Genomic DNA, 25,629 nt, shown 5'->3' with positions numbered 1-25,629 from the left:
TAATTATTTATTATTCTCCTGAAATTCTTTAAACAATATTTTTAATTTCTCATTCTGCTCAGATGTTAACACCTTTTTATAAAGCGCTCCACCTTCACCATAAATTTCTTTATATTTAGCTTTTTTCTCCTCTTCGTTAAGTGAAGCATCTTTTTTTACCGCTCTTACACGTTCTTCTGAATTTTTTCTAATTTCAAAAATTTGCGTTTGCTGTTCTTTACTTGTTCCTATAGCTTCTAACGTTTCTAAAGAATAATAGCTGAATGATGGTTTATTTTGAGCATTCGCAAAAAAGAATAAGCCCACTAGCAATGTTAATAATGATAGTTTTTTCATGATTTTATTATTTATTTTATTTAATTATTTTAAAATGATTTGATCCCGTTTTATCTTGAACTTTAATCAAATAAAGCCCCTTTAACCAACCTGTTGTATTAATACTAAGCTTATCTACAAGTATTTCTTTGGCAGAAAAAACAAGCCTTCCTAAGGAATCGTTAATTATAATATTCCCTAAAATCCTCCCATCGGTTCTGCTTATTGTTAATAGATTATTTAAGATGGGATTGGGATAAACATGCAATGGATTTTTTGCAAATTTTACCCGCTTAAGTAAAAGAGTTTCCGAATAAAAAACCTCCCCACTTTCATCTATTTGTTTTATTCGGTAATAATTATGCTCATCAAAAGGTGAATTATCGATATAAAAAAAATGAGTTTGATTAGCACTTTTTAGGCTTGAAATAGCGCTAAAAGCATCTGTTCCGTTAGATCGTTCTATATCAAAAGACAGGTTAGTTTTTTGGTTAAGTAGTGTCCATTTTAAGCTGTTAAAATTTTCATCAACATTCCCTGTCAAATTCACAATATAAAGCGGCAAAGGCTCATTATCTTCATCGGATTCTGCTTTTTCAGCAATTTTATGTAAAAAAGCATCTTTATCTCCTTTGGAAACAATATAATGTGCACCAAGATTGGCATTAAAATTAGCTTCTCCGGTAAAATACCCCGCCGTATAAACATTCGCATTTTGATCTACAGAAATGGTATTTCCTCGGTCCTCATTAATGCCTCCCATTTGCCTTCCCCAAACAAAATAACCATCTGCATCTAACTTCACAATAAAAACATCTGCATCTCCTGCGGAAACAAATTCTAAATCACAGGAACCGGGGTTTAAATCAATAATACCTTTAAAATACCCGGCTATATAAACCGAATGATAATTATCGGTAGCTAGCCCCAATCCAAAAGAATCGCCACTGCCTTCTAAACTTTTTACCCAGATATAATCTCCATCTTGATTTAGCTTAGCGATAAAAGCATCGAAATTACCACCTGGTGATAAAGAAAAATCGTCTCCAAAAAGAATATTTGTACCTGCTATTCTTCCTGTTATTAAAATATTGCCTTCTAAATCTACCTTCAGCGCCTCGCCTCTATCATCAGAAGTGCCTCCTATTTTCTTAACCCAGCTAAGCTCTCCCTGGCTTTCTATTTTCAGAATAAAAACATCTCTTGTAGCACCAGTAGAAATTAATTTTTGATCAGCAAGACCGCCAAAAAGTACTTCGTCTCTAAAAAAACCAGTTACATATATTGATCCATTAGCATCAACATCTACTCCTTGGCCCCAATCATCTTGACTTCCACCATATCTTTTTGCCCAAAGTGTATTCCCTTCTGAATTTAGCTTAACAACAAATATATCTTGTCCTATTGCCGTTAGGTTGATAGCGGATGCCGAACCATTGCTATTAAAATTTGCTGTTCCATCAAAACGACCTGTAACCACAACATTTTTGTCTTTATCTACTGCAATGGCATTGGCAACATCCCATCCTGCTCCGCCCATTTTCTTTGCCCATACAAAATCTCCAGAAGCATTTAATTTTAAGACAAACACATCGTAGCTACCAGATGTTGCCGCCAAATTAAATACGCCAGAACCAGGGTCAAAGTCTACAGTTCCTGTAAAACGACCAGTAATATATATTGCTCCTTTATCATCAACAGCTAATGCCAAGGCATAATCCCCACCTGTACCACCAACTCTTTTTGCCCATAATAATACCCCATCTACAGCTGTTTTGGTAATAAAAATATCTACCCCGCCTTGCGAACTTAATTGAACCGCAGCTCCCTTGCCCTCATTAAAATCTATACTTCCATTAAATGTACCTGTTGTATAAATATTGTTTTCAAAATCTACAGCAGAGGCATAAATAATATCTTCTCCAGCTGCTCCATATCTATTTACCCAGCTTATATCCTGTGCATAAGCAGTTCCCAAAGTAGCTAAACACAGTATTAAGCTATAAATATATTGCCTAAAATATTTTTTATAGAAATTGTACATACCTTAATGGCTTTAACAGGCTAAGCCTTAAGCTGATGCTAAAACTTAGCACTTAATTACCTAAGAGATTATAGACCCAAAATCTCCTAACTTAGTTCCTTTGGGTCTATAGCTTTAATTTTATTGATTATACCGGTTTACTTTACAATCTTATAGCTCACAAACTCATCATTATGTTGCAACTGCAAAACATAAATACCATGAGGAAAACTAGACATATCTACCTGCACTTGTTTTCCATTAAGATTTGTCTTTGTATAAACAGTTTCACCTAAACTATTGATGATTATAAGCTTAGCGCCAATTAAGCTTTGGTTAGACCCAATAGTTAAATTTTCGATAACTGGATTAGGATACACGCTTAATTCAAAACCTTGTGCTTTGCCTTTTTTAGAACTTACCAAAGTAGAATAGCTGATATTACCATTAAAGTCTACTTGTTTTAACCTATAATAGTAGTTTTCATTTAGATTAATATCCCGATCTAAATAATGATAATAATTAATAGACTGACTTGTTCCATTACCTGCTATTGTTTTTATGGCATGAAATGTTAATCCATCTGAGCTTCTTTCTAAATCAAAATGGCTATTAGTTGTTTCAGTGGCGGTTTGCCAAAGCAGTTTATTACCTGCAGGGCTCTCTTCTAGATAAAACTTAATAAAACTAACCGGCAGCACAAAACCAACCTGAGCAATTTTACTGATAAACACATCATTACCACCCAAAGTTGTAAGTTTGGCCGTCTTAGCAGGGAAATCAAAAATTGCCGAACCTGCGAAAACTCCTGCGGTATATACATTACCACTAAGATCTACACTAATTGCATAACCAATATCTGTTCCGGCAACATTTCCTGTTCCACCTAGTTCGGCAACTGTTCCGCCAAATCTTTCTGCCCATTGTGCTGTCCCATCTGTGTTAATTTTTATTACAAAAACATCAAATTGACCGCCTGCAGAAAGCTCTACCCCATTACCAAAATCAACATTATTCTGAGCAAATCTACCTGTAAAGTACACCTCTCCATTAGCATCGGTAAAAATACCTTCCCCTCTATCATCAGAAGTACCTCCAATTCCTTTAAACCAGGTTAAATCTCCAAGTGGACTAACTTTTACCACATAAATATCTCTATTCCCTTTTGACACAAGCTCTGTTGTTGCAGAACTAAACTTTGCTGTTCCTGTAAAAAAACCGGTTGCTAAAACATTGCCTTTTTTATCAACAGTTAGATCATTCCCCCATACATCGTTTGTTGCAGTATTACTAAATATGGTCCTGTTCCAAACAAAGGCCCCATTCATATCCAATTTTAAAATAAATGCGTCCTGATATACCGCAGTTACTTTATGGGCTACAGCTAGTGGATCGGGGTTAAAATTAGCTTCTTGCTCAAACCTTCCTGTTAAATAAACATTTTGTGCTATATCTACTGCTAAGCCATTTACTACATCCCAACCCTTACCTCCAAAACTTTTGGCCCAAATAAAATCTCCGTTCTTATCTAATTTTAATACATAAGCATCAAACGCAGTTGATGCCACCTCTGAATTGGCAATTAATTTATATTCACCAGACCCCGGATCAAAATCTACGGTATATTGAAACCGGCCTCCGGTATAAACATTTCCATTAGCATCTACATCCAGTGCATAAGCATAATCTGCACCGGTAGAGCCAATTCTTTTAACCCAAATAAACTCTCCGTTACTCTTTAATTTAAGAATAAAAGCATCTACACTACCTGCTGAACTTACTTGCTGGGCAGGACCTTCTGGATTAAAATTAATATTTGAACCTGTAAACTGGCCAGATATGATCAAATTTCCCTCAAAATCCACTTTAATTTTTTGTCCTACATCAGCTCCTGTACCACCAATATTTTTTATCCAAACATATTTTCCACTGGAATTTATTTTTGCAATAAAAATATCTGTGCTTCCGTTATTTACCAAATTAACAATGGTATTATCTACTAAAGTTACTGTTACATCTGCCGAAATAGAGCCTGTAACGTAAACATTCCCATCAGCATCATGGGCTATACCAGCCACAGTTTCTGCCCCTGTAGAGCCTAATTGCTGAACCCATCCAAATTGATTGGTCTGTGCATTTATAAACACAGGAGCCAATAGCCAAATTATCAGAAAAAAAGATAATTTCATTTTTTGTAGCGTTTGTTTCATATTACTTCTTTTAATTATGGTTTATATTGATTTAAGGTATATATTGCCATAGGTTTAATACCTTCTGATAATATAAATAGCCTGTATTTTTATCCATTGTTAAGGAATGAGAAGCATCGGTACTAATAGTAGTTTTCACCTTTGTTTGCGGATTTAACTCAAAAAAATCGCCATAACAAACCCCAAAAATTCTTCCACTAGGGTGCAATACCAATGCTGCATTCTTCCAAACATGCTTAGATTTAGTATCTTCAGAAACAGTGAACAAAACATGTCTTGATACCACAGTTTTGTTTTGTTTATTAAAGACAAATAAAGTACCATCGGCCATGCCCCATAAATTACCATCGGGTCCATCTATTAGGCAAGTAATTGCTTTAGCACCTGCTACTGGCACCATGTCAAATACTTTCGTCTTTGTAAGAGGATCTAACAGAAACAATTTGGCTTCAGTAGTTGTAGGCTCTATACCAAGACCTCCCCAAACCGAAGTACCGCCATACAACTCTGTCCCACTATATAATAGAGATACAATAGATTGACTCGCAATAATATCCGCAGTGCTGTTTAATTTATCTTCCTGCACATCGTATTCAACAATAGCTCCACCTAACCTGCCGTAACCTGGAACAGTACCAAAAAACATTTTATTTAAAGAAGGTATTGCTGCATAAGCAAAAGGTCTATCCTGCCCCGCTGCACTTCCTAAATACTTAGGGTTTATATTTAATAACCAGGGTTTGCCTGTTGTATATTTATAAAACTTGGCACCTGCATAAACTCCGAAATACAAATCATTACCAAATACACTAATACTTTCGCTCTGAGAAAGGCCATAATACATTTCTGTTTTTTGAGTTTGCGGATTATATGCCGCATTACTACCCACAGGGTAACCACTCATCCAAATTCTGCCATCAGGGCCATAAGCAAGTGTATTAATGGTTATTGGCTCTGGCGGTATTTCTAATTGTATTTCTGATGCCTGCTTTTTTAAAACATTATACACAACCACTTTGCCTTGCCCTGTTAAATAACATAATTCATTATTATTTAACCATGTTGTAGCCAAAGCGCTGCTATTTCTGTGAAGAAGAACCTGTTTAGCACATTCTTCTCCAAAATCAATGCTATATAATGCAGAAGCATTGGTATAATATATTTTCTGATTTACAGGAGATTTTATAACTGTTTTAGATACAAATACTCCCATTTCATTTTCGAAAGCCCCCGTGTTTATATTATAAACTAAAGTTTTATTATGACTGGTGGTTCCTGTGATGGTTACTAAAAGCTTATCTCCAGAACTTATCCCTTCTACCACTCCCATATAATAAACAAAGCCCGAATGTCCCTGATACATTGGTGGCAAAAGCTCTGTTTTTTGTCCCGTTCTCGGGTCAAGCTTAATTAAACTGGTATGAGAGCCAACTCCTACATATAATTTATCTGTTGCTGGATGATAAACAATACTGCGGGCATAGTTTTCTCCCGATTTTACCGCTCCATTACTAACTTCCTTAAATCCTGTTGCTGGATGATAATGAAAAACTTTCGCTCCTGGATAAGTTGCTCCAAAAATCTCTCCATTTTTGCCCGGAGTTAACTCCCATAAATAGCTTTCTCCTGGCAAAACTAAACCCAAGTTTTTTATTTGCTGGCTGCCAGGAATATGGCTATATAACAAAGCGTTCGCATCCGAGGAAACATATAATATCCCATCGCTTGATGCCACAATAGACCAAGAACCGCTTGCCCCTGCTAATGGTAAATTAATCTCGGGAGTAGTTGCGTTTAAACGATAACCTAACAATCTTGCTGGTGAGCCTCTCTCTACGGTATACAGCCACTGGTTGCCATTTTGCTCTTTTACAAAAGCGCTGCCATTAATAGATCTTTCTACTACTTGTGGGCCCAGGTTATTTAACGAGCCAGAACTAAGGTTTACTGTAGTTTGGTTCTCCTTAACTACTGAAGGTAAAAACTCCCTAGCGTAGCTATACGTTGCACCCTTTATTACTAATAAAGTACAGGCCAATATCTTAAAAAAAGAATAAAAAAGTCTCTTATTCATTGGATGATGAATTTGAATTATTTTAAAAAAATGATATTTTGTTTATCGGCTTATCTCCACAAATAATGTTGAACTAGTTTCCTATTTACTTCTAATTCCTTACTAGGTATTGGGTATATCACATGTTTTGGCAATACATTTCTATATGTAGACGTTTCCCAAATCGTAGTAGCAGAACCTAAATCGGTCTCCATTATTGCCAGGTTATCTTTCATTGTTGTATAAAAAATCCCCCACCTTATTAAATCTGGTCTTCTTAGTGCTTCAAAACATAACTCTCTAGTTCTTTCATCTATAATCAACTTTCTGAATTCCTTCGTATTTGTTTTTTGTAAAGGAGTTAATTCATAATCGCTAGTGTTATAAATCTGGGCGGTAGCAGTTGCCCCACTTCCGCTTCCACCACTAATAGTAATTACTGGTATAGCGCTATAATTTTTTCCATTCTTCAATAAAAATGTTTCGCTATCTCTATCAAAGGTAATGGCAGATATTTTTCCGCTTGCTACAGTTACCTTAGCTACAGCGCCACTTCCTCCTCCTCCAACAAATTCTACAGTAGGTAAATTTGTTGTCGTATAACCTGTTCCGCCATTTGTAATACTAACAGACTTAATACCAGAAGACCAAGCCCTTTTTCTTACTGCAGTTATTGCATCTATAGCTTCCGATGTAGGCTGTCCATAAAGTTCATTCTGAACCTCGGCATACATTAGCAAAACATCTGAATAGCGAAGCAGCGGAAAATTTATTGGCGTTAACTGGGTTGATTTAGGAAAAACTTTTTCAAATTCTCTTCTGTATTTTCCGGCATACCTAACATAGTAATGTGCAGGTTGAGATAAGTTAAGAGCAGTTTTTGAACCATTTGCCGCATAAGTAAAGGGAGCAATATTCCAGTCCCTTCTTACATCACCATCTTCGTATAGCTTATAATGTTTAGCTGTAGCTCTTATTCGTCCGAATGAATAACCAATATCATTAGATGTAGCCGTATTTCTGACACCAATCCAAGAGCCAACATAACCAGATTCCTGTATTGCCCCCGAGGAATTACCAAAAAATTCTACTTCCCAAATACTTTCTTTTATATCGTACTCATCTGCAGCATATTTTATAAAAACATCACTATAAGAAGGGTTCAGAGTATGAACATTATCAACATCCAGAATTATTTTTTCCAACCAATAGTTTGCCTTTTGGTACTTAGATTGATCTTGAACAGGATGACCTGCCATATTAAGACAAACTCTGGCTAATATTCCTCTAACTGCAGATTTACTTACTCTCCCTCCAAACCCTATTTGAGAAATTGGTAGTACCAATCCTTCTGCCTCTTCCATATCAGCAATTATTTGTTCGTAAATATCTTGCTCACTACTTGCTGCCATATCAACATCATCCGGACTATTGGTAGGCTCCAACCTTAATGGCACTGGTCCATAGGTTTGAACCAATAGAAAATAGTAATAGGCTCTTAAAAACAATGCTTCTCCCTTAATTCTTTTCCTTATATCTTCATCTATAGCTTTATTATTATCAACATTAGCTAATACAATATTGGCTCTTGAAACACCTATATAAAGATATTCCCACAGTTTTTCTACCTCTCCATTTGTAGCCTCAAAATCATATGTTTCTGTCATGTTAGCTGTGGCTGTAGAGTAATAAAATCCTTCTTCTGCCTGCATATTATGTCTGGAGTGAAGCTGAGCTCCATATAGTTTTGTTGACCCCAACATGTCATAAACACCATTTAGCGCATATTCTAAATGTTGAGGAGTTCTATAATATGTAGATGGTGCTAAAAAATCTGTTGGTTCTACTTCTAAGAATTTTTCACATGAAGTCATTACCATGGTACATAAAGCAAATACTAAGATGCGTTTCATTTGAATCTCTTTTTAGATTTAATTATTTAAAGTGGCACTAATTCCAAAAACAAATGTTCTCGTTTGAGGGTAAGCAGAATAATCTAATCCTGGAGTTAGCACAGAGTTTCTGACTGAAACTTCGGGATCTAATCCTGTATATTTGGTCCAGGTAAATAAGTTTTGAGCCGAAACATTGAATCGGAGGTTCTTTAAATAGATTTTCTTAGATATATTCTGAGCCAATGTATATCCCAAAGCAAGAGTCTTCAATCTCAAGAACGAACCATCCTCCACAACTCTTGATGAGTGCATACCTGTAGGACCGCTACCTCCTGTCCTAAAATATTCGTTGTTTTGGTTTTCTGGGGTCCAACGATTCTGATATGAAGCATATTGATTTAAATCAGTTAATTTCAAACTATTCCCTTCAAAAACAAGCCTATTAGCATTATAAATATCGTTTCCATAAACCCATTGAAAAAATACATTTAAATCAAACTGCTTATAACTTATATTATTACCAATACCACCTACATGTTTAGGTAAAGCTCTTCCAATAATTACTTTATCTGATTCTGTTATCTTTCCATCCTCATTAATATCTCTATACTTGATATCACCTGGTTGAATTTTATCTCTATCATCTCCATTATCAGAAATATGTGCTTTCAGTTTATAAACTCCTGGGGAAACTTCATCAAAATCTTCGTATTGATAATTTCCTATCCATTCATATCCGTAAAATTGTCCTGCCGATTCACCTACTCGAGAAATATTAAATGCTGATGAATAATTAAAATGAAAAGAATTATTTTTAAGCATTTCATTTTGATCACGAACTAATGCCAATATCTTATTTCTATTAAAAGCTATATTGAAACTTGACGACCACTTAAATAATTTTTTATTATAGTTTACACTGTTCACAGCAATCTCAAGCCCTTCATTCTTTACTTTACCTATATTTTGATATACCGTAGAATAACCTGTAGATAAAGGTAACTGTGCATTGAGTAAAAGATCAGAAGTAGTTTTTCTATATAAGTCAACCACCAACTCTATCCGGTTTTTAAACAATCCCAAATCATACCCTATATCAAATTGTCGAGTCACCTCCCATTTCAACTTTTGATTTCCTATACCTTCCTGAATTGCAGCTTTATCCGGTTCTTGATTGTTAAATGAATAGGAACTATTTGCCGGGAAAGCCAAACGAGGACGAAAAACCTGAGCTGTTACTCTATTGTTACCAGTCTCCCCATAACTTAATCTAATTTTCGAGTTAGAAATGACTGAATTGTATTTCAAAAAATCCTCTCGGGACATATTCCATGCAAATGCCGCCGATGGAAAATACCCCCACATATTATGCTTTGGAAACTTAGAGCTTCCGTCAGCTCTGAAAGTTGCAGTAAACAAATATTTAGAATCATAATTATAATTTACTCTTCCAAAAAAAGAAGCCATTTTAAACCCATCACTCTTAGAAATAGTTTCATATGGAGTACCTTCATTATAACCTGACATTCCTAGTTCCTCATTAGGTATATTTCGAATGCTAACCCCTCTTGACTGACTGTTTCCGGACTGGGATGAGAAACCAATTAGAGCATTTAATCTATGAAACTTATTTAGTCTTTTTGAATAAGAAAGTGTATTTTCATTAGACCACCCATTAGTTTCCAAAGACAAAGTACTTGCCTGAACTCCCATTGTATTTTGGGGTATAGGGAGCCCCCTTGCCGTTCTGGAATTATAAAAATTATCAACATTTCTTTGTATTGAACTAATATTACCCGTTGACTTAAAAATTAATTCCTTTGTAAGACTTAAACTAATGTAAGCATTTGTATACAAAGACTTTGCCACAGAATTATTATAAGTATTTATAGCTGTTTGATACGGATTCACCCTTCTTGTGTTCTGATCGTTTTCATTTGGAGTATCATCCAAATCCATATCATTCAAGTCTATATCGTCTCTTCCTGAAACAGGTCTATATCCCCAGGTACTGTAAAACAAATAACTAGTTGCCGAGTTTGAAGCTGCAGCTGATGCCTGAACACCGTATATATTGTTATTAGTATAGCTACTATTTACACCTACTTTAATATTTTTAGAAAGATTATGATCTATTGATACCCTTCCCTGATATCTCTTAGCTCCTGTATTTAAAATTATACCTTCTGATTGGTTGATAGCTCCCGATATAGAATATCTAGTATCCAAATTACCTCCTCTAATCGAAAGATTATAAATATTTAAAGGAGCAGCAACAAATAACCTATCCTGCCAATTCACTCCAGCAATGCTCTCATAACTAGAAAGATCTTTTCCATTAAAATATCTAACTTTAGCTACTGCATGATTAAACTCATCCTGATATTTTACAAATTCATAAGGATTCATTACCTCTATATTCTTTCTAATCTTATTGAACCCATTCGTAGAAGAGAAGGTCACTTCTGATTTACCCGCTTTTCCTTTTTTAGTTTCAATTACAATTACTCCATTAGCAGCTCTGGCTCCATATAAAGCCGTAGCAGAAGCATCTTTCAAAACACTAATACTCTCTATATCGTTTGTATTAATTGCAGAAGCATCATAGTTTTCCATTGGATATCCGTCAATTACATATAAAGGAGTAGCATCCTGAGTCAAGGTCCCTGGTCCTCGAATCACAATACTTTGTTCTTTCCCAGGTTGTCCTTCTACAGAAGTAATTTGTACGCCAGCTATCCTCCCTGCTAATGCTTCAGTATAATTCTGAACAGGAGCCTTTGATATATCCTCCATATTTACTGCAGTCACAGACCCTGTTAAATCTGACCTATTTACCGTCCCATAAGCAACAACCACAGTTTCATCAAGATTAACATTACTCGATTTTAATTTAATATTAGCAGTAAGTTTATTCCCCAAATCAACTTCCTGTGTAGCAAATCCTAAATAGCTAAATATTAATACGACATTAAGCCCTTTTTGAACATTAATCTTATAATTACCATTTGCATCTGTAACTGTACTACTTTGTACTCCCTTTACACGTACACTTACCCCTGGTAAGGGCTCATCTTTTTCGTCCGTTACTTTCCCCGTAATACTATTTAACTGTAAAGCCGAAGTAGTTAAGACTTTCCTTTTAACAAGCACTGTAGATTTATTAATAGTATAAGTCAAAGACTGGTCGTTCAAACATTTATCCAATACATCTTTTAAGTCCTCGTTACTTGCCGTAATGCTTACTTTTGAACTATTGTTCAGATCCGCAGAATTATATAAAAAATCGTAACCTGTTTGTTTTCTTAATAAACTAAATACGTCTTTTAAATGAGCATTTCTTACCGAAATACTTACTTTCTGCGCAAAACTTGATGCGCTCACCTGCATAAATGTCGAGAGTAACATTATAAAAACAAGTTTCATCATGAGCAAAAATCTAATAGGGATATAGCTACATTTAGTGCATACTAATGCAGTAATTTTTTTATACATTTGATTTTGTCTGGTTTAATTAATTATGATTGTTCTCTGCAATTAAATTTGATTATCCGGATCGGCTTTCTCAAGGCCGGAAACTGAGAGCGGGCCAACGCTCTTAGTTTTTTTGATAATCATTATGTTGTTGTATTCGTTACCGCATAACAATTACCCTCCTTCCCTCTTGTACAAATTGCACATCTCCCAAAGTTTCCAGGTATTCTAATAAGTCTTTCAGGTTTTTATTTTTGGAAAAAGTACCTCCAAAACGCTGTTTTACATTTATTCCTTTATATTCCACATCTATATTATACCATCTTGCCAACTCCTTCATAATAGACTCGATATCTGCATCTTCAAATACAAAGTATCCATTTTTCCATGCCATCACCTCTTCTATCTTCGCTGCTTTCACCTCTATAGCAGATTCGTTTTTCTTAACCACCGCCTGTTTACCCGGAACAAGGACAACAGAAGAGCTCTGATTAAACATCTTTACAGATCCCTCTAACAGAGTGGTTTTTATCAGGTTATCATCTTTATAAGCCAAAACATTAAAATGAGTACCCAATACTTCCACACTATTGCCATTAGACTCAACTATAAATGGTTTATTTTTATCTTTTGCCACTTCAAAATAAGCTTCGCCAGACAATACTACTTTACGTTGTTTACCTAAAAATTCAGAAGGATAGGTTAATGACGAAGCCGCATTTAACCAAACATTGGTTCCGTCTGGTAATTGAACCCGATAGGTTATTCCTCTTGGAACAGACAAGGTGTGCAATACAGGTGTTTTTACTATCCAGTTTTTCCCTCTCTCTTCATAGGCAAGCATTTTTTCGCCCGTTTTATTCACCTCCGCACCTCCATTAAGATCTTTTAAAGAATTACCTACACTTACACTATCCAGCATAATGGAAGCACCATCACTAGTTGTTAACCTCACATTACTAGTATCTGCTATGGGCAATTTAATAACCGCTATATTTTCATCCTGCTCAACAGCTAGCTTTAACCTATAACTGTTAATAAAATAGATACCCGCAGCCATAAATATTAAAAAGATTGCTGCATACCTCAACCATTGATAATTAATGGTAAATGTAAATTTAGCTTTACGCATTTGCTTAAACCTTACATCTTCTAAAATACGCTTGTAAACTTCTTCCGATTGTTTCGGAGAAAATACCACTCCTTTTTTAAACTCACTCAGCACCTCATCAATTAACAATAAAGTTTGCTCGTCTTTAGCATCAGCAAGAAATTTCAGCAATCCTATACAATCCTCAGACGATATAGTGTTATTGAAGTATTCTTTTAGTAATTGATATAATCTTTCTTCGGACACGTTTAATTTTTTTGTTCCCTTTTAGGAACGGTTTATAAATAGAGAACACCACAAACGACTGGTAGGACTAGTCAGTTTTTCATCTTTTCTTTAAAAACAAAACAACAAACTGATAATCAGACAATTTATTTTAAAAAAACATTATTAAAGAGTAATAAAAAGATGTGTTTATTGAATTTACAACTGGTCAAAAAGAAAAAGTAGAGTAATAAAATAAACCAATTCGGTATCTTTAAGTTGGTTTTTAATATTCTTTAGTGCTTCCACCATATGATTTTTCACCGTATTAGGAGAAATTCCCAACTTCTCTGCAATTTGCTGATGTGTTAAGCCCTCTACCCGACTTAATCTGAAAATTGTTTGTTGCTGGTTAGGTAGTTTATTAAGGACAGATTCGGTAAACTTTTCCATATCAGCAGCAAGAACCTCTTCTTCGGTTCCATTATGAGCATCCGTAATATTCAGTAATAACTGAGCGGATAACTCTTCTGATTGACTGATTTTGCGAAGCTCATTTAAAGATAGCCTTTTAGCGATAACATAAAGATACAGCCATAGATTTCCGTTTATATCCAACTTCTCTCTGTTTAACCAGAGCTTAATAAAAGTCTCCTGTACTATTTCCTCACTTTGAGCCTTATCTTTCAAAAATCTGAAAGCCAAACGATAGACCTGTGCACCATAGTTCTTGTACACATGCTCAAATGCCTGCTGATCTCCCTTACGGAGATTCTCTATAGATATAAAATTAGTAACAGTTTGCAATTCGGTGTTATAAATAAAAGAGATACGAGGCCCTAAATATAAAACTACTGGTTATAATCTACAAATATCTCCAGGTTTTATAAAAAATACCCCTCTTAGCAATCCAAGTTACAATTCTTTTTTAATTACCAACTATTATCAGAAAATATTTTCAAACAAAAGCAGCATTGCACAATATGAAGAAGAGGTGAAGTGAGAGTTAGAAAATCAATGAAGGAAATAAGGAACAATCAATTATTCAACTTTCGGAATAGAAATTGAAGCCAAGGAGTTGTGTTAAAAGCGATGAATTTATCATTCCGAACTCGCTTCAGAGCTTGCTCAGATTATTTGGAAACGACAAAGCTTTTTTGATACAGATCTTCATCAAAAAAACTGATTTAGATACTAAAAATACCAGCAGGACTTTTCTATCCTGCTAGTACTTTATTGAGCAATTAGTTCTATAACAGAACTAGATACTGCCTGTACTTTTCCCGGAGCCAGATTTAAACCAACTTTCATCAGGAAATCTCCGCTGTAAACTTTTCCATTTTCTGCTAATGCAGATTTGGTTCCCGGCATTAAGTTTACTTCTTCAATTTTATATTGTTTATTCGCATCTAACCCATCTAACTTCACCTTACCTAAATATTCTTTTCTTCGGTAGTTCAGAATATAGTTAAATACTACAGCTCTGTTTTTATTTTTATCGGCATACATTAATACTGCTCTTGGTTCTTCATACGGCGAAATCAAACGGTACAAATCTCCAAACCAGATAACGTCACTTAATTTTTTATAGGTTTTAACCGCCTGATTACTGAATTCAATCTCCTCGTTGGTCATTTTATTTACCTTGATATCATAGCCCATTTTACCCATCATGGCAACATCTGTTCTAAACTTTATAGACTGTTTCCCCATTGATGTGATATGACTGGACACTGTTAAAGCCGGAAAGAAATTCAGATATCCCCATTGGATAAAAACACGTTCGAAACCATCGGTATTATCACTTGGCCAAAATTCAGTAAAATATTTTAACGCTCCATAGTCTGTTCTTCCTCCACCACCAGCACAAAGCATAATCGGCAAATGCGGGTATTTTGCTCTTAGTCTTTCCAATACTTTATATAAACTTCTGGTATAATCTACGTAAGTATTAGACTGATTGGCTTTTAAATATGGAGAGTAAGTATTGGTCATTGGTCTGTTGCAATCCCATTTTATAAAAGCAATGTTCGGATTTTCTTTCATCAAATCATCTACAACTTTAAATACAAAATCCTGCACTTTAGGATTTACCAGATCCAAGACTAATTGATGTCTGGACAAGCTTTCGTCTCTATTAGGTAGTTTTAATATCCAGTCCGGATGCTTTTCATAAAGCTCGCTTTTAGGGCTAATCATTTCTGGTTCTAACCAGATCCCAAACTTTAGTCCTTTAGTTTCAGCTTGTTTTACCAGATAACCAATTCCGCTTGGTAATTTCTTCTGATCCGTTTGCCAATCGCCTAAAGCGGTTTTGTCTGCATCTCTTGGATATTTGTTTCCAAACCAACCGTCATCCAACAAAAACAAATCTACACCCAATTTCTTAGCCCCATCAAACAGTTCCACCAGAATATCCTGGTTAAAATCCATATGGGTAGCTTCCCAGTTATTCAATAAAGTCATTCGTGGCTTCATTCCATCCAACACACCGTAATTTCTTGCCCAGTCATGCAAATTTCTGGTAGCCTGTCCCTTACCATTTAAAGTATGGGTGAAAATAAATTCTGGCGTTACAAAAGTTTGTCCCGCAGCCAGTTTATAGTCAGAAGCGTAAGGATTAACCCCATTGATTACCCTAAGATTATTAGATTGGTCAATCTCAAAAGAAGATTGAAAATTGCCCGACCACCCTAAAGTACCTGCAATCAGCTCTCCGTTTTTTTCTGTAGATAAATTTCCTAAAGACAGATAGAAAACTGGCGTACGATACATATGTGCTCTGGAGCCCAACTTACTATCCAGTGTTTTAATTCCTGTAGTTAGTTTAGATTCTTTCATTCGCATCTCGGTCATATAATCACCATCAAATTGGCTTAACCAATAATTTGGCGCACTAAAATGCAACATAGAAGAAGCATAATTATATAAGGTAATAGTTCCCTTTTCTCCGTTCCTGATCTCTGTCCAGGTTTTAATTACATCTTCATTAAAGAAACTTTTAAAATGTAACACAACCTGTGTAGGATATTGAGGATCTTTCAGCGTAATACTTGCCGTTGTTATATTACCTTCTTTATTAATTTTCTGATCTGATACTCTAAGATCCAAAGATGGATTTCCGTCTGCATGAACCACTCTGATTGCAGGTTCGAAGAAATCTTCCATTCCTGCGCCGATATACGCTTCTTTCTGTGGTCCTCCTGCTTTTAAATATTCCGAGCTTTGATTAAGCTTTTGACCTAAATAAGCCTGATAAACTTTTTGATTATCTTTCATGACATAAACTAATGCCGAATTCTTGGTTTCTAAAACAATCTCTTTGTTTTGTGCATGAACCACCAGAGTTGCAGTAAAACTTAGAAATGCAATAAATATCTTCTTCATTTTATTGATTCACTTTCACTGATTTTATAAATTAATTAATTGTGTAGCACCATCTTTAATGGTATACTTTTTAGTATTCGTTCCTTCTCTTACACTGATATTCAATTTATTTCCTCCAGCTCTCTCAATAGTCAGATCAAACACTTTCCCGAAAGAGTGGATATTCTTTAACGCCATTTTATTCCATTCTTTAGGTATTCTGGGTGTACAATTGAAACTGCTAAATCCAACAGGTCTCATTCCGAAAACACCTTCGGTATAAATTCTACAATACAAACCGCTTTCCGCAGAAAGATGCCGCTGATTTCCCTCCGGATAAGCTTCTACCGGATAAGGTACGTGTTCTCCTAATAGTCTCCGGTTAGAATAGTATTTCAGATAATTCATCGCTTTTTCAGTTTCACCTGCTTCAAAAACACCTCGTAAAGCATACAAAGTAGATCTATCCCAAAAAGTTTCTTTTCCCGCCTGTGTAGCTAAGCCATCCGGAGTCCACAAACGCGGAGAAAACAAAGCGTTAATAGTTCCTTCTTTTCTATCGTAAATACCAACAGTTAAAGGCAAACATATCCATGCTCTTAAAATATCATTTGTTTCGTAATATTTATAGGTATCAAAACCTTCCACTTTACCTCCAAAATATTTTTCAATATTGACTTTTAAAGCATCAGCTTGTTTTTGATATTTATCTACCTCAGCTTTAGATTTCCCTAATAATTTAGCGAGATAAACAGAAGATTTCAAGGCATCATAATACAAACTATTGGTTGACAGATTGGCTTTTCCGGCCGGAAATCTATTTTCTAATTCATCACTATCAGACGTTACTACGCCATCTGCATTCATTTTTTTGTTACAGTATTCTAATGTCCATTCTATTAATGGCCATAGCACCCTTGCAGAGTCTATATTTCCATAAGCTAAAGCATACCTGGACGCTCCATAAGCAATCATGGCTCCATCTCCTCTATCGCCTGCACCTTTCCAAACACCATCTCCTTCGGCAACTATCGAACTTGGAATAGGTTTATATTCCGGATTCATAAATTTAGCAAACCACCGGTAGGAATTCATTGCTGATTTATTTCCTATTCTGTCTCCCAAAAACGCAAAGAATGGATTGATATATTCTGCCTGATCATTAGCCCAAAGTGCAGCATAGTAAGACAAACCGCCCGGACCATGCATGTAACCTCCTTTGGTTAAATAAATACTTTCTGTACCTCTTATTTTTGCAAAATCAAAAGCGGTATTCAAAGTTTTATCAGGAGTTTCTAAAACCAATTTTGAAGTAATTTCTTTTACCCTGTCCTCTCTGTTTCTTTCCTCTTGCTCCGGATTGATCGCAAAAACATGTTGAGGAGTATCTGTAGCTAAATAATAAACAGAAAAAGAAGTAGTTTCCCCCGGTTTCAATATTTTATAACCATCTCCAACAGTTCCCATTAAAATAGAATGTGGAGCTACCTTACTACGCTCTGCATTGGTCCTTATTTCTTTTTTCACATACTCGCAGGCAACAGTCACTTCCTGACTGCTGGTGTTGGTGATGTCGAACTTTTCAATAGCTAAAGGTTTATCTATTGAAGGAAAAAATGTTCTTTTCATATTAACCAGTACCGGCGAAGATACCGTTGCATTTACCCGCATAATCCCTCTATGGGTAATTTCATTAACATCATAATTGATATTACCTGACCGACCTGCTTTTATAGTATTATAATCGATCATTCTATTATTGATGTAGATGCGCGGTAAATCCGTATCCTGAAAAGTATGAGAAATATGACTCCTGGTATTATCCGGCAGCACTCTAAACGTTGGAAAAACCATTGTACGAGTAAACTTCGCTCTATGGTTTTCATCTAATCCATATTCTACCCATAATGAAATCTTCTCGCCACTCATTTCTATATGATCTTTATGAGGTAACACCCCGTTTGTTTTCCACACAATACTACCATCACTCTGGATATCCCATCTGTTCTGACTAAATGCTTCTGCTGTATATACCGCTAATGCCATAAAGCCTATTAACAAATATTTTTTTATCATGATTATTGGTTTGGTTTACAGATATTATCTTAAACAACAAAAAAGTGGACCTAAATCCACTTTTTAACGAAAAACTGCTATAAAACTATTCTAAAAGTGCGGCGGCTGTCCAAAGAACCGGAGCTTGGCCATGTAAATCACCTGTAATACGCTGCCGATCGAAATAATACTGCTTACTATTCTTTTTATTCGTCCCTTCACAAACTTCACGAACATTATTATTCTCATCTATAAAATTCACCAGTGCTAACCAGGCTTTTCTGGCGGCCGGAGCATACTTAGATTTATCTAACCATCCTTTTTTCACTCCAGTTACCATAGCATAGGCAAACATTCCGGTTCCTGAACTTTCTTCCCACGAAGAAGGTTCATCTATTAATTGACGCCATGCCCCAGATGATGCCTGATATTTTAATAAAGAAGCCATCATTTTATGATAACCTTCTAATATTCTCGGTCTGTTAGGGTTATTTTCTGGCAAAGAACTTAAAATCTCTGTCATTCCGGCAGCCATCCACCCGTTTCCCCTACCCCAGAAATAAGGAACATCTGGCGCATGATAAAATAAACCGTTATCTTTTTGTAAAGAATCCAGATAAACCACCATCTCTTTAGCTGCTCTGTCAATATATTTAGGGTCTTTTGTTACTCTGTATGCTTGGGTTTGCAAAGCATTAATCATATACATATCATCAATCCACATACGGGTTTGCCAGGTCAAGCCTTGTGCGTAATATATATGAGATGCAGGCACAACACGAGGTCCTTCTGGTGGCCCCCATTGTTTATCTGCTATCCCCATACCTAAATCATAATATTTTTGTTCCTTGGTTTGTTTATATAGCTCCAAAGGTACCGATCCAAAAACGCTGTAATCCACATGGTCCGGAACTGGAATCATCTTCGCTTCTTCGTGGAAAAGTGGTTCAAATCTATTTGCCAGTTTTTTGGTTAAATCTTTATTTCCAGTTACACGGGCAAAGGTTAAAGCACCGTACCATGTACATGTTTCAGGATATGAAATGACTCTTGGAGGTGTGGGTCTGTTAAAGTTTGTATGTGGTGTAACTACAAATTTCTCTGCAATTTTAAGTCCTACTTCTTTTGGAGAAGCCCCTTTAGGCCAGTTTTTTAAATCTGAGGACTGTGCATAAATATGACTTCCGGTTAATAGGAAACCTAATATCAAAGATGTGTACCTGTTCATTTTCCCAATTGGTTAGCGAATATTTTGTTTTCGCAAGTACGTAAAATATCACGATTACTTATTCAACCTTATTGGCTTCTGATTAAACTAAATTAACATTTTATCAAAGTCTTACCCCTTTTTAAAGGAAGACAATAGGATCTCCTTATCACCTTGACAAAAAGTACACAGAAAATAAAAACGACACCTGTTTTTACATTTCCCATAAGCACAAGTTGTTTTATGGGAAAGTAGTACATTAAGCCTCTTTACTAATGACTCAGTATAGCAGTAACTTCTATCTCTATCAATATTTCCGGATCTATCAGTTTAGACACTTCTACTATGGTAGTTACAGGTTTAATATCTCTAAAAACTTCTCCATGTGCTTTTGCTGCCTCCTCCCATTGTGCTATATCTGTTAAAAACATCCGGGTTCTGACAACGTCCTGTACAGAAGCTCCTGCTTCATTTAAAACTCCCGAAAGTTTCTCTATAATTGCCTTAGTCTGATTATACAATCCCTCTATAGCATTGCCATTTTCATCTTTTGCAGCGGTGGTTCCGGATATTTCTATTGTATTTCCCACTTTTACCGCTCTACAATATCCAATAATGTCCTCCCAGGGAGAACCAGTTGTGAAGTTTTTTCTTGTATTCATATCATGATATCTCTTTCTAATAGAGATAAACAAAAATATAAATTTGTACGAAGCTGTAATTGATAAAATTTATTCTGAAATCTCGACCACCCTAAATCCATTAAACGCACTTCGACAGTCCGAATAACTAGCTAAACGTTTAGTTAGTTTACAATAAGGAGATAATCTGTTTGCCGCACCTCCTCTAACAATTTTACCCGATGCTTTTTCCAGATCTATTATTTCATCACCTTTATCAGCAGTATATTCCTTATACCAATCCATGCACCATTCCCATGCGTTGCCACTCATGTCGTACAACCCCAATTCATTTGCCTTTTTCTTACCCACCGCATAAGTTTTGTTTCCACTGTTCACCCTAAACCATGCAACCCTGCTGGGATTATTAGAACCACTAAATTTATAGTTTTTACTTTTTTTACCACCCCGCGCTGCATACTCCCACTCTACCTCGGTAGGTAGCCTAAATGTCGAATTATTTTTTTTGCTTAACCATTCACAATAAGCTAACGCTTCCTCATAAGTAACATTCACAATCGGATGATCTTTTTTCCATCCCCATTTAGGTTCAGGTGGCATGGAACGATCTGTTTCTTTCACAAACAACTGATATTCACTGACTGTAACCTCAAAAGCAGAAATAAAGTAGTTATTTATTTTCACAGTCTGAGAATTTTGCTTCCCAATACTCCCCACAAAAAAATCCCCACCTTCTACATAAACCATTCGTGGTTTATAAGCAAAAACTTGCGTTATGATTACAAACAGATAAACAAAACAAAAAAAAGTTCTTCGTAAAGGTATCATCAGGTTTATTTATTAACCATAAACAAACCAAAAGTATACCTAAAGATAAAACATCAAAAAACAGTTAAAACAAAACCCACCGAATGACACTAATTCAAAGCATCTCTATTATTTTATAGTTTTAGTTTCATTCCAATAGTCTGTACGTCATAAACAGAAGAAGCTGTAAACTGTACCCTATCAAGAATATTTTTCTTTTTTGCTAAACCATTCCCCTCCTTTATAATTCTTTGTTTTGCAATATTCTTACCTGTCACATATCCCAATAGCAATGCTATGGGATAATCCGAAACCCAATGTACTTTACTTTGCATCATTTCAAAGGTGAGTAGCCCTAAAAGACTATATCCTACTGGTTTTATCCATACTTTTTCGGGATAGTTTTCTGCAATAACCACCAATGCAGACATTGCGGTGGTAAGGTGTCCAGACGGCATAGCATCATATCTTGATGTATTTTGTCCGTATTCTTTAAAGCTCGGAGCAAAAGTCCAGTGACTATGCGCTCTCCCTTCAGCTTCAGTTACAAAAGGACTCTCTCTTCCACTAAGTCGTTTCAGAGGCTGTACAAACAAACCTGTAACCACTAAACTCTCCATTAGCTGTAAAGAGGTACTCAAAGACCTGTAATCATTATTAAGCAACCCATAAGTAGCAAGTCCGCCACCAATCAAAATAACTGTAGTTCCGTTACCCAGAAAATAAAATGCAGAATTTACATTGCCCGGAATTATTTTCAAAAAGCCCAGCTTTTTGTAGTAATGATCTTCTGACAGCCCCAACTCCTCACCTATATTACGACTTTGCTTTATAACCCAGGGATCAGCCGGTATTAAAGCAGCTGTCGCTCCCACAGCCGCTATAGAATAAGGATAATACGGCGCAGACACAATATCCTTTGCCGAGTTAATTATATTTTTAGGGATTTTATTTACCAAATCCTGTAAACGCGGACGATCATAAATATATGTTTCATTTTCGTTTATTTTGTAGCGTTGTTCTATCTCCCTGTTACAACTGTCTGCTACTGCAACCTGACTAAGCTGCTGATCTGTTTTTTCTATTTCCTGAGCTATACCTCCTCGTCCTAACAGCAAAAAAACAGCTAATAATACGCTTCTTATTTTCATTTTTAAGAAATCAAAAAATCAGTAACGGCTACCACCCAATTCATAGTTTATAATTTATAACTAAAAAGTTCAACATTCATAGTTCATCATTCATAGTTCATAGCTCATCGTTCATCATTCATCATTCATAGTTAAACATTTACCACCCCTGCACCGCTCCTCCTTTAAAAGCTTTCTCTGCTGCCCGAAGAACCTCTTCAGATTGATAAGCCTTTACAAAGTTTTTCACTTTTTCCTGTTCTTTATTATCTTCTCTGCTAACAATAACATTCACATAAGGAGACTCCTTATCTTCTTTCATAATGCCATATTCATTCGCATCTAATCCTGCCTGAACAGCAAAATTATTGTTGATAATAGCCATGGTAACCTCCTTATCATCCAATACCCTACTCAATTGCGGAGCTTCTATTTCCAGTATTTTAAGATTTTTAGGATTCTCTATAATGTCTGTAACACGAGGCAAAAGACCTATGCCCGATTTTAACTTCAACAAACCATATCTTTGAAGTAATAACAAAGAACGTCCTCCATTGGTAGGATCATTAGGAATAGCCACTGTATTTCCATCCCCAAGCTCATTGATATTTTTTATTTTTTTAGAATATCCAATAATAGGAAACACAAATGTTTTACCTACTACCGCCAGCTTATACCCCCTTTTAGACGACTGCTCATTTAAATAAGGTTCATGCTGAAATATATTAACATCTATATCCCCATTGCTCAAAGCCTCATTTGGCACCACATAATCATTAAATATAATCAGTTCAACATCCAGGTTATATTTTTCTGCAGCCACCTTTTTAGCTGCTTCTGCCAATTCCCGTTCGGGCCCTGATGTAACACCCACTTTTATAAAATTAGGATTATCTGTTTTAGACGCTCCACCACAAGCCTGCATCAAAAATGCCGCTGCAACAATTATAAATAATCTATTGATTGACTTCATCTTATTCTGAATTTTATTTAATCTAAAAATTATCCAAGCCCACTTATATTTTATACCTAACACCTATAACTTAATACATACAACTTAACACCTAACACTTACAACCTATAACTTAATACTTACAACTTACTCCCTACCTATGATCAAACCTTTTAGATAACCTATCCCCCACAAACTGTATTATAAACACCAATGCTACCAATAACACAAGTACAGTATTCATAATTACACCATCATACCCGATATACCCGTACTGATAACCTATCTGTCCCAATCCCCCGGCTCCCACAGCTCCCCCCATAGCAGAGTAACCAACCAAAGTAATCAAAGTAATAGATACATTATTGATTAAAGAAGGAAGAGCTTCCGGCAATAATACTTTTCTAATAATTTGCATGGTACTTGCACCCAATGCCCTCGCAGTTTCAATAAGACCTGCCGGAACTTCCAACAAGCTATTCTCAACCAAACGAGCTATAAAAGGCGCTGCTCCGATACTTAGAGGAACCAATGCTGCATTTACCCCAATAGATGTACCTATAAGCGTTCGGGTAAATGGAATCATCCACACAATAAGAATAATAAAAGGGATAGAACGGAATACATTTACAAAAAACGAAAGGATACGATTGTAAAAGCTGTTTTCCAACAATTGGCCTTCCTTGGTAAGAAACAGTAATACACCTGTAGGCAGCCCCAGTACAAAACCAAAGAAACCAGCCACAAAGGTCATAAAAACAGTTTCCCATAATCCTTTTAGCAATAATGCCATTGTCATACTATCAAGCATACCCTCTTATTAAATATTGAACTTTTTGCCCCTTCAGATAATCCAGAAACACTACCTGATTAGCCTCACTATCTTTCAGATAAACCTGCAACCTGCCATAGTTAAATCCGTATTGCGGAGTTTCAACAGCATATAATTTATACCCTAGTTTTTTATCATGGATAAAATCCAGCAATTGTTCCGTTGAAGTTGTTTCATTCAACTCAATTTCCAGTAAAGGGCATAGTCCATTTCCAGGTGCATCCTGTAAAGTATCTTTCAATGTCTGAGGCACTTCCAGCTCCTTACCCATAATTAATTGTTCAACTATAGGGTGATTTTTTTCTTCAAAAAGCTGATTCAATGTCCCCTTTACCAATAACTGACCATGATCTATAACAGCTACATGATTGCAGATAGCTTTTACCACTTCCATCTCATGAGTAATCAATAAAATGGTAATCCTTAGTTCTCTGTTAATATCCTTTAATAACTGCAGAATAGACCGTGTAGTCAAAGGGTCCAGCGCACTCGTAGCCTCATCACATAACAGCAAATGCGGATCATTGGCTAAAGCCCTTGCTATAGCTACCCTTTGTTTTTGTCCCCCCGAAAGATTTTTAGGATAATCATGAGCCTTATCCGCTAAGCCAACAATTTGCAACAACCTGTTTACTTTTTCTTTGATAACCGCTTTATCCATACCATCCAATTCCAAAGGCAAAGCCACATTACCAAATACTGTTCTGGACGACAACAAGTTAAAGTGCTGAAAAATCATGCCTATTTTCTTCCGTTCAGCCGCCAGTTCAGCAACCTTCAGAGGCATTAAATCCTTACCATTAACAATTACCGCTCCCGTATCAGGTCGTTCCAGCAGGTTTACACATCTGATTAATGTACTTTTTCCCGCCCCCGAAAAACCTATTATCCCTAAAATATCACCTTGTTCAACCCTAAGGTTAATATTATCCAAAGCTTTAAATGACTGCCTGCCCTGACGAAAAGTCTTTGATACCTGTTTCAGCTCAATCATCGTATTATTTTTGTTATTTTTCTTTTTTCAAGATTTTTGTTCACGAAAATAATGCTTTTATACACAAATAGTCTATAAGGATAGTAGTTTTTTACATTCCGGGAGCTCTCCTATACCATTAAAACTCACCCCTCACAACACCTTTTTCAAAAACAACATTACGCTTCAATCAAAAATTCACTACAAAAATTATTACACAAAACAATAGTCAGTTACAAATTGACACTTTTGTGTCCTGTTTAAACTTTTAAAAGAGACAGTCCCTTCTCCAAAACAGGTTTAAACCCATTTTCATGAATTTTAGTTGGCGTGTTTAACTATTCTAGTATCACCTGGTGTGTTCCTTATGTATAGCTGGTA

General features: G+C 35.8%; 17 protein-coding genes. All 17 read right to left on the bottom strand.

The annotated features are described in order from the left end of the window. Nucleotides 1-3: 3 nt before the first annotated feature. Entirely contained in the window at nt 4-336 is a 333-nt protein-coding gene (locus ACFSAH_RS00420) for a hypothetical protein (protein WP_379660702.1), read from the bottom strand. Between the two features lie 16 nt (nt 337-352). Then, complete coding sequence (locus tag ACFSAH_RS00415; RefSeq protein WP_379660701.1) at nt 353-2,359, bottom strand: SBBP repeat-containing protein; 2,007 nt, start codon at nt 2,357-2,359, stop codon at nt 353-355. A 137-nt stretch (nt 2,360-2,496) separates the two neighbouring features. After that, nucleotides 2,497-4,548 (bottom strand): SBBP repeat-containing protein, encoded by a 2,052-nt coding sequence (locus ACFSAH_RS00410; RefSeq protein WP_379660700.1) that lies wholly within the window; start codon nt 4,546-4,548, stop codon nt 2,497-2,499. Nucleotides 4,549-4,579: 31 nt separating this feature from the next. Beyond that, nucleotides 4,580-6,622, bottom strand: a complete 2,043-nt coding sequence (locus ACFSAH_RS00405) for a hypothetical protein (RefSeq protein WP_379660699.1) — start codon at nt 6,620-6,622, stop codon at nt 4,580-4,582. Nucleotides 6,623-6,672: 50 nt separating this feature from the next. Next, entirely contained in the window at nt 6,673-8,514 is a 1,842-nt protein-coding gene (locus tag ACFSAH_RS00400) for a RagB/SusD family nutrient uptake outer membrane protein (RefSeq protein WP_379660698.1), read from the bottom strand. A gap of 18 nt (nt 8,515-8,532) precedes the next feature. Then, nucleotides 8,533-11,925 carry a TonB-dependent receptor gene (locus ACFSAH_RS00395; RefSeq protein WP_379660697.1) on the bottom strand — a complete coding sequence of 1,131 codons (3,393 nt, stop codon included), beginning with the start codon at nt 11,923-11,925 and terminating at the stop codon, nt 8,533-8,535. 205 nt (nt 11,926-12,130) lie between these two features. After that, entirely contained in the window at nt 12,131-13,327 is a 1,197-nt protein-coding gene (locus ACFSAH_RS00390; RefSeq protein WP_379660696.1) for a FecR family protein, read from the bottom strand. 177 nt (nt 13,328-13,504) lie between these two features. Beyond that, nucleotides 13,505-14,092, bottom strand: coding sequence for an RNA polymerase sigma factor (locus tag ACFSAH_RS00385; protein WP_379660695.1), 588 nt, complete (start codon nt 14,090-14,092; stop codon nt 13,505-13,507). Nucleotides 14,093-14,518: 426 nt separating this feature from the next. Then, nucleotides 14,519-16,672, bottom strand: coding sequence for an alpha-galactosidase (locus ACFSAH_RS00380; protein ID WP_379660694.1), 2,154 nt, complete (start codon nt 16,670-16,672; stop codon nt 14,519-14,521). A gap of 24 nt (nt 16,673-16,696) precedes the next feature. Beyond that, a complete protein-coding gene (locus ACFSAH_RS00375; RefSeq protein WP_379660693.1) occupies nt 16,697-18,727 on the bottom strand; it encodes a glucosidase family protein in 2,031 nt (676 codons plus the stop codon). An 85-nt stretch (nt 18,728-18,812) separates the two neighbouring features. Next, nucleotides 18,813-19,934, bottom strand: coding sequence for a glycoside hydrolase family 88/105 protein (locus ACFSAH_RS00370; RefSeq protein ID WP_379660692.1), 1,122 nt, complete (start codon nt 19,932-19,934; stop codon nt 18,813-18,815). Nucleotides 19,935-20,185: 251 nt separating this feature from the next. Further along, the gene (locus tag ACFSAH_RS00365) at nt 20,186-20,575 is read right to left on the bottom strand and encodes a RidA family protein (RefSeq protein WP_379660691.1); all 390 of its coding nucleotides are present in this window, start codon (nt 20,573-20,575) and stop codon (nt 20,186-20,188) included. Between the two features lie 69 nt (nt 20,576-20,644). Next, a complete protein-coding gene (locus tag ACFSAH_RS00360) occupies nt 20,645-21,301 on the bottom strand; it encodes a formylglycine-generating enzyme family protein (RefSeq protein WP_379660690.1) in 657 nt (218 codons plus the stop codon). A gap of 194 nt (nt 21,302-21,495) precedes the next feature. Further along, nucleotides 21,496-22,512 carry a phosphatase PAP2 family protein gene (locus tag ACFSAH_RS00355; protein ID WP_379660689.1) on the bottom strand — a complete coding sequence of 339 codons (1,017 nt, stop codon included), beginning with the start codon at nt 22,510-22,512 and terminating at the stop codon, nt 21,496-21,498. 139 nt (nt 22,513-22,651) lie between these two features. Next, nucleotides 22,652-23,464 carry a methionine ABC transporter substrate-binding lipoprotein MetQ gene (gene metQ, locus ACFSAH_RS00350; RefSeq protein ID WP_379660688.1) on the bottom strand — a complete coding sequence of 271 codons (813 nt, stop codon included), beginning with the start codon at nt 23,462-23,464 and terminating at the stop codon, nt 22,652-22,654. A 133-nt stretch (nt 23,465-23,597) separates the two neighbouring features. Next, nucleotides 23,598-24,254, bottom strand: coding sequence for a methionine ABC transporter permease MetI (gene metI, locus ACFSAH_RS00345; RefSeq protein WP_379660687.1), 657 nt, complete (start codon nt 24,252-24,254; stop codon nt 23,598-23,600). Next, nucleotides 24,247-25,269: a methionine ABC transporter ATP-binding protein gene (locus ACFSAH_RS00340; RefSeq protein WP_379660686.1), complete on the bottom strand. Its 1,023-nt coding sequence runs from the start codon at nt 25,267-25,269 to the stop codon at nt 24,247-24,249. The genes metI and ACFSAH_RS00340 overlap by 8 nt, the downstream gene beginning before the upstream one ends. Nucleotides 25,270-25,629 lie beyond the last annotated feature (360 nt).

The sequence above is a fragment of the Pseudopedobacter beijingensis genome (assembly GCF_042678145.1).
GTDB classification, from domain to species: domain Bacteria; phylum Bacteroidota; class Bacteroidia; order Sphingobacteriales; family Sphingobacteriaceae; genus Pseudopedobacter; species Pseudopedobacter beijingensis.
The sequence above is the reverse complement of the archived record's forward strand: the minus strand, read 5'-3'. Positions and strand labels throughout refer to the sequence as shown.